The organism is Nostoc sp. 2RC (assembly GCF_014222165.1).
Lineage (GTDB): Bacteria > Cyanobacteriota > Cyanobacteriia > Cyanobacteriales > Nostocaceae > Nostoc > Nostoc linckia.
The window spans coordinates 1-5643 of sequence record NZ_JACKZU010000474.1 but is presented as its reverse complement, the minus strand read 5'-3'; the positions used below and the strand labels follow the sequence as shown (position 1 = coordinate 5643).

General features: G+C 39.7%; 4 protein-coding genes. All 4 read right to left on the bottom strand.

Annotated features, from left to right (window positions below; genetic code table 11):
- Nucleotides 1-111: 111 nt before the first annotated feature.
- Nucleotides 112-1473 (bottom strand): UDP-N-acetylglucosamine 1-carboxyvinyltransferase, encoded by a 1362-nt coding sequence (murA, locus tag GNE10_RS31570; RefSeq protein WP_185569876.1) that lies wholly within the window; start codon nt 1471-1473, stop codon nt 112-114.
- A 472-nt stretch (nt 1474-1945) separates the two neighbouring features.
- Nucleotides 1946-2857 carry a bestrophin family protein gene (locus GNE10_RS31565; protein WP_185569874.1) on the bottom strand — a complete coding sequence of 304 codons (912 nt, stop codon included), beginning with the start codon at nt 2855-2857 and terminating at the stop codon, nt 1946-1948.
- A 480-nt stretch (nt 2858-3337) separates the two neighbouring features.
- Nucleotides 3338-3742, bottom strand: coding sequence for a VOC family protein (locus tag GNE10_RS31560; RefSeq protein WP_185569872.1), 405 nt, complete (start codon nt 3740-3742; stop codon nt 3338-3340).
- Nucleotides 3743-4537: 795 nt separating this feature from the next.
- Entirely contained in the window at nt 4538-5380 is an 843-nt protein-coding gene (locus GNE10_RS31555; RefSeq protein WP_185569870.1) for an SIMPL domain-containing protein, read from the bottom strand.
- Nucleotides 5381-5643 lie beyond the last annotated feature (263 nt).

Here is a 5643-nt window from a genome sequence, read left to right as displayed (position 1 = left end):
CCTTATCCCCTTCAGGGGCCCCCCCTTCCCCTTTTCCCGACTTATGCAAGAAGTCTCTTGTCTACCTTGTCCCCCTCATCTGCCTCATCCCCTGATAAAAGCATTGCAACTTCACAGACTACTGACGCTGGGAAGGATTTGCACATCCGGTGAGACTTCACCCACCCGCAGGATTTTAGCGCCTAATTGTTGCAACTTCGCATCAAGTCGATCGTAGCCGCGATCGAGGTGCTGTAATCCTTGAATTGTGGTTTGTCCTTCTGCGGCTAGTCCTGCTAAGACTAGGGCTGCTGAGGCTCGTAGGTCTGTGCCTAATACTGGTGCGCCCGATAGCTTGGGTACTCCCCGAACGAAAGCAGCATTGCCTTTGACGCGAATATCTGCCCCCAAACGGTTTAACTCTGAAGCATGACGCAAGCGATTTTCAAATACAGATTCGTTGATTACGCTGTCGCCTTCAGCCAATGTCAGCAAAGCCATAAACGGCGCTTGCATGTCTGTGGGAAAACCTGGATGGTATTGGGTTTCAATATCTGTTGCCTTGAGGGTTTCTGCTGGCAGAATACGTAAGTGTTCTGGGGCTTCCTCAATGATTGTGACTCCAATATCCCGCAGCTTAGCAATCACTGGTATGAGATGTTCTGGAGCTACTGGAGAGAGAGTGAGTTCGGAGCGAGTAATTGCTGCTGCGACTAAAAACGTTCCTGCTTCAATGCGATCGGGGATAATACTGTAATCAACAGAATGCAATTTGGGGACTCCTTCAATGATAATTCTGCTAGTCCCCGCCCCAGTAATTTTTGCTCCCATCGCGTTACAGAAGTTAGCTAAATCAACTACTTCTGGTTCTCTGGCAGCGTTTTCGATAATTGTTTCGCCGTCTGCTAACGTAGCCGCCATCATCAAGTTTTCTGTGGCTCCGACGCTGGCGATATCTAAGTAAATCTTCGCTCCTTTTAACCTGCGACTGCTACCAGGAACGTAGGCATTACAAATACCATGTTCAATCTGCACTTCAGCTCCCATTGCTTGCAGTCCCCGCACATGCAAGTCAACTGGTCTTGCGCCAATGGCACAACCACCTGGTAAGGGCATCTGCGCGACTCCTAGTCTTGCCAGAATTGCACCAATGGCAAAAAAACTCGCCCTCAACTGGGTAACTAGTTCGTAGGGAGCTTTTGAGGTTTTAATTTCGCTGGCGTTAATGTCTAAGATGTCACCTTGTCGTGTCACGCGTACACCCAAAGCCGATAACACCTGCCCCATACGCTCTACATCCGCTAAAAGGGGAACATTACGGATGCGACAATCACCTGGACACAGCAAGGCTCCAGCCATGATGACCAAAGCTGCATTTTTGGCCCCGCTAATTTTTACATGACCTCGTAAGGGATGCCCACCCGAAATTTGCAAGACTGAGGAGTCTGCTTTCGGAGCAAATTTGGCATCTGATAAGTTACTAGAAGGATTAATAATCCTACCTCCAGAAGTAATACGTATTTTAAATGTTTGAAGTTGGTTTTGATTCTACAGTAAAGATTCAAATTGTCCACGTTTTAGGACAAGATATTTGATTGAAAAATTGTGTTTCTGCCTATAAATCAAGACTAAAAGCCAATATTGGCAAGGTTTTCAAGATTTTGTCAACTCTCACAAAAAGTAGCAACTAAGTAATACTTACAAGTAGCACTTAATACTCAAGAATCTAACTTACGTGTTTGCTAAAAATAAATACTCCAAGCCATCAGTTAAGTCTTGTCAGCTGGAAATAGACTGAGACTTGAATTAATGACTGAGTTAATTTAGTATGTAACGTTGACTGTTGGCCGTTGACTGTGAACTGTCAACAATCAACGATGATATGCTGTTGTTTCTTTTTTTAGAGTTCCCTATCTGTTTCGTTTGTGTGAGGTTGCAAATAGTCAATTAAATGACTAATGTTTAGTTAATAAGTGGGATGATTTTGAGGCGATCGCGTATTTGGAGTTAAGCTCATTAAATCATCGATGTTGTGCTTCATTGTCTTGCAAATCGCATCTAAGGGTAAGTCATTAGCATCATACCCAAACGGATTTTCTATTTCTAAACCGATGGCTTCAATGCCAAACAATGTAAAACCGACTAAAGCAGTAATCATACCTGTCCACCAACCCAGGCTATTGACAATTTGAAACGGCAGTAGAAAACAATATAGTACCAGTAATTGCTTCAGATGAATTGCATAAGCCAGTGGCATTGGGGTTTTTAAAATCCGTTCGCAAGCACCTAAATTATCCACAAGATTATTCAATAATTCTTGCATTGAAGTTAATTGGTAGCTATTGATACAATGATGATTGTATTGTTGCTGTAAATAATCTCCTATCCAAAAAGCTACTTCTATAGGAGGATTATTCATAATTTTTAGCTTCACATATTTACTAGATGACATTAATTCTTCTAATTCGTCATTAATCGGTTCTCCACGCAAGTGTATTTTAGTTGCGACAGCAAAAGCTACTAATAAATTTAATGCTGCAATTTTATGATTTTTATCTTCTGGAGAGGTTTCGTCAACGGATACCCAAATTTGCCGTGCTAGATTTCGGACATTATTTACTATAGAACCCCAACATTTCCTCCCTTCCCAAAATCGTTCATAAGCAGTATTTGTCCGAAAAACAAGTAACAAGCCCAAAACAATACTAGGAATAACGCTACCTAAAATAGGTTGGGATACAGGCTTATCCAAATAATGAAGTATAGAAACAAAAAATCCAAAAATCCCGCACCATAAAACGTTTTTGTAAATGGCTTTTATTACTGAACCTTTGAGTTGTAATGTCGTGTTTACCCATTTCAGGCTTACGGCACTCATGTAGTCACCCTAAGAGAACATCTTAATAATTACTTAAAAATAATAACTCTAGAATCAGCATGATTGCCAAGGTATGTAGCGTAAAAAGTAGCCCGAAAAATCCGTGATATCAGATTCGCCTAAATACTGACGATAAGAATGACGCAAAGAGTGGGAGACGCTCTTACGCAAAGAATTTTTAATCGTAAGTGATTTTCCCAACTTGATGTGAAATATGTTTAGAACAACGAGTATATAGCAATGAACAATTCAAAAGTGATACCTAAGAACGGCTATGTCTACGCAGCTAATTGTTAACAAATGTAAAAATTACTGGCTGGCTGCATAAATGTCCCAAACAGCCTTGATAACTCTGTAGAAGAAAAGGTACATGCCCATTGATGATGACCATAGGGTATTAATCTGTATCATGTACCCTAGTAAATCAGCAAGTTCTAACCTGTACAAATCCTGCCCTGTAAATTCAGTGTCTAGACATAACTAAGTGTTATGTCTTTTTTCGTCATTAGTCTCAAAACTTTGAATTTCAATCAAGTAACCACTGGGATCGCGTAAAAAGCAGTGATAAATATTATACTTTTTATTCATTGTAGGTGGCTGTTCAAACTTGACGCCACGTTCTTGGAGATATTTAAACCATTCATCCACCTGCTGTGTCACCAAGGTAAAAATAACACATGATTGGTTTTCCGGTGAAAGAATTGATGTTTCGCTTGCTTGGCAAAATCCCAAGTATCCAGAGCCAGTAACACTGTAAATTCGACAGGTACCTTGGTCAAGCCACAACTCCAACCCTAGCTTTTGTTCATAAAATTCTGTAGATGCATTGAGATCGTGGGTATAAAAGAAGGTAATCTGTTGCTCGATTTGGGGTTGATGAGACATAAAATACATTTGAGTATATACCCTAACGACATATAGCGATCGCATAGGTAAAAATTTATTTATGTTAGAAACCTGTTACTGCTCCAGAGCGCCATAGGCGTATCTGGAGTTTCTTTTTGAGACAGCTACGAAAATTTTCTAAATCATCCGGATATACCAAAACAAGCTTGAAATCAGATGCATACTGAATTATTTATATCTAACACGGAGCATCATTTGTTGGTGTACTCCTTCCAGTAGCAAACAACTCTCGCAATATAGCCCCAGCAGAACTGGGGCTGTTTTGCATTGAAGGTAGTAAACTAAAACTACAACAGCAAGTCATACTAAGTTGTAATCAAAGATATAGCAGTCCTATGTGATTATATCTATGTGGGTAGGCAAGAGGTTTATAGAAGATTAAAGCGTAGGGAATTTTATTCACAAATTAAATCAGAGTCCTATAGTGATTTGAGTAGGAAGTAAGAATATTCTGAAGTATTAGCAGACATAAGTTACAATATTTGAGTGTATACCCGGATGACGTAGGATTCATTCATGGAAAAAATTGATATAGGTAAATGCGTATCTTTCCTGACTCCAGATTTGTCATCAAACATTTCTGGAGTTTTTTCATTGTTAAAGTTGAAAATTACTTATTGAATCTCAGCTAAAGTGGATATTTTATTTTTAGATGAATTTATAAACAAAAAAATAGAATAATATAAAAACCCTATATTTTCTTGTTGGAATATACTACGATCGCACTTTCACCTTTCAGGCTAACTTCAATGCGATCGTAGTTAATAAAAATACTTATTTAACTGTAAATGTTACATAAATATCCTTTTTCATCTCTACTTCTGCTGGAGCATCAGGATCGTAGGTTGGTGTCAATAAAAAACTAGCAAAAGACGGTAAAGTAACTCCAGATTTGGAATTACACGAAGGATAGAATAAGGTGTAAAATGGCTCGGCTACAGAAGCCGCACCAAGTTTAACACCCATAGCACTTGCTAAAGCCTGAGCGCGACTTTGAGCGTCTTTGATTGCTGATTGATAAACCGAATTTTGCAAAGCTTGGCAATCATTAACTGCATATTCGACGCCGACGTTATTGATACTTAAGTTTTCAATTTTGCTGCTTGCTTGATTCGCTGCGCCAACAATTTCCTGAATGCGATCGCGGGTTGGTTTTTCCACTCTCACTACTATTTTGGCATTATTTTCACTGGAACTATTGTTAACTTTTACTTGAATTTTATCAGCACTGATTCCATTGGCAATTAAGCTATTAACTATTGGCTGGAGAGTTGCTTTAGTTAAGGATTGTTTGTTTTCTAAAGCAGGTGTAAGTGGATTTTGTCCGATTGATGTTTTGCCATTTAATGAGAGAAGTGATAAAGTTCTTCCAGGGACTTGGGATAGTGTTGATGGTTGCGTTTGTAATTCTTCATTACTATCTTTATTGCTGAATACCAATTCAATATCCGCTGTATCCGCTGGTACTCTTACTAGTCCTTGACCCATTACCATTAATGAATGGCGATCGCTCGCTGGTGGATAAAATAATTGGGCATTAGCGACTTTAGGTCTCAACCCTTCCATCCCCACAGTCATAGTCATACTTACTAGCATCACAGCAGTTATTTTTTTCATGTTCTGGCAATGTCCTTTAAACATACTATTTGTCAAAGTTTACACGTCAAGAACAATATACTTAAGCTTTGATCTAAATAATTTAGTAATGATTGGGAATTGGGGAGATGTAGCTTTAGCTTTCCGCAGGGTGGGAGACAAGGAGACAAGGGAGATGGGGTAGGTCTCAATACTGCTCGGTTAACGATTTTTAACTCGGCATTGGGTCTGGGGAAAAGGTGAGCCAGCGCGGTCTTGGGGGTTTCCCCCATGAGCGACTGGCG

Excerpts from the sequence above, each read along its gene's own strand:
- GNE10_RS31565 (WP_185569874.1), bottom strand. The coding sequence starts at position 2,857 with ATGAGTGCCGTAAGCCTGAAATGGGTAAACACGACATTACAACTCAAA.
- GNE10_RS31560 (WP_185569872.1), bottom strand. The coding sequence starts at position 3,742 with ATGTCTCATCAACCCCAAATCGAGCAACAGATTACCTTCTTTTATACC.
- GNE10_RS31555 (WP_185569870.1), bottom strand. The coding sequence starts at position 5,380 with ATGAAAAAAATAACTGCTGTGATGCTAGTAAGTATGACTATGACTGTG.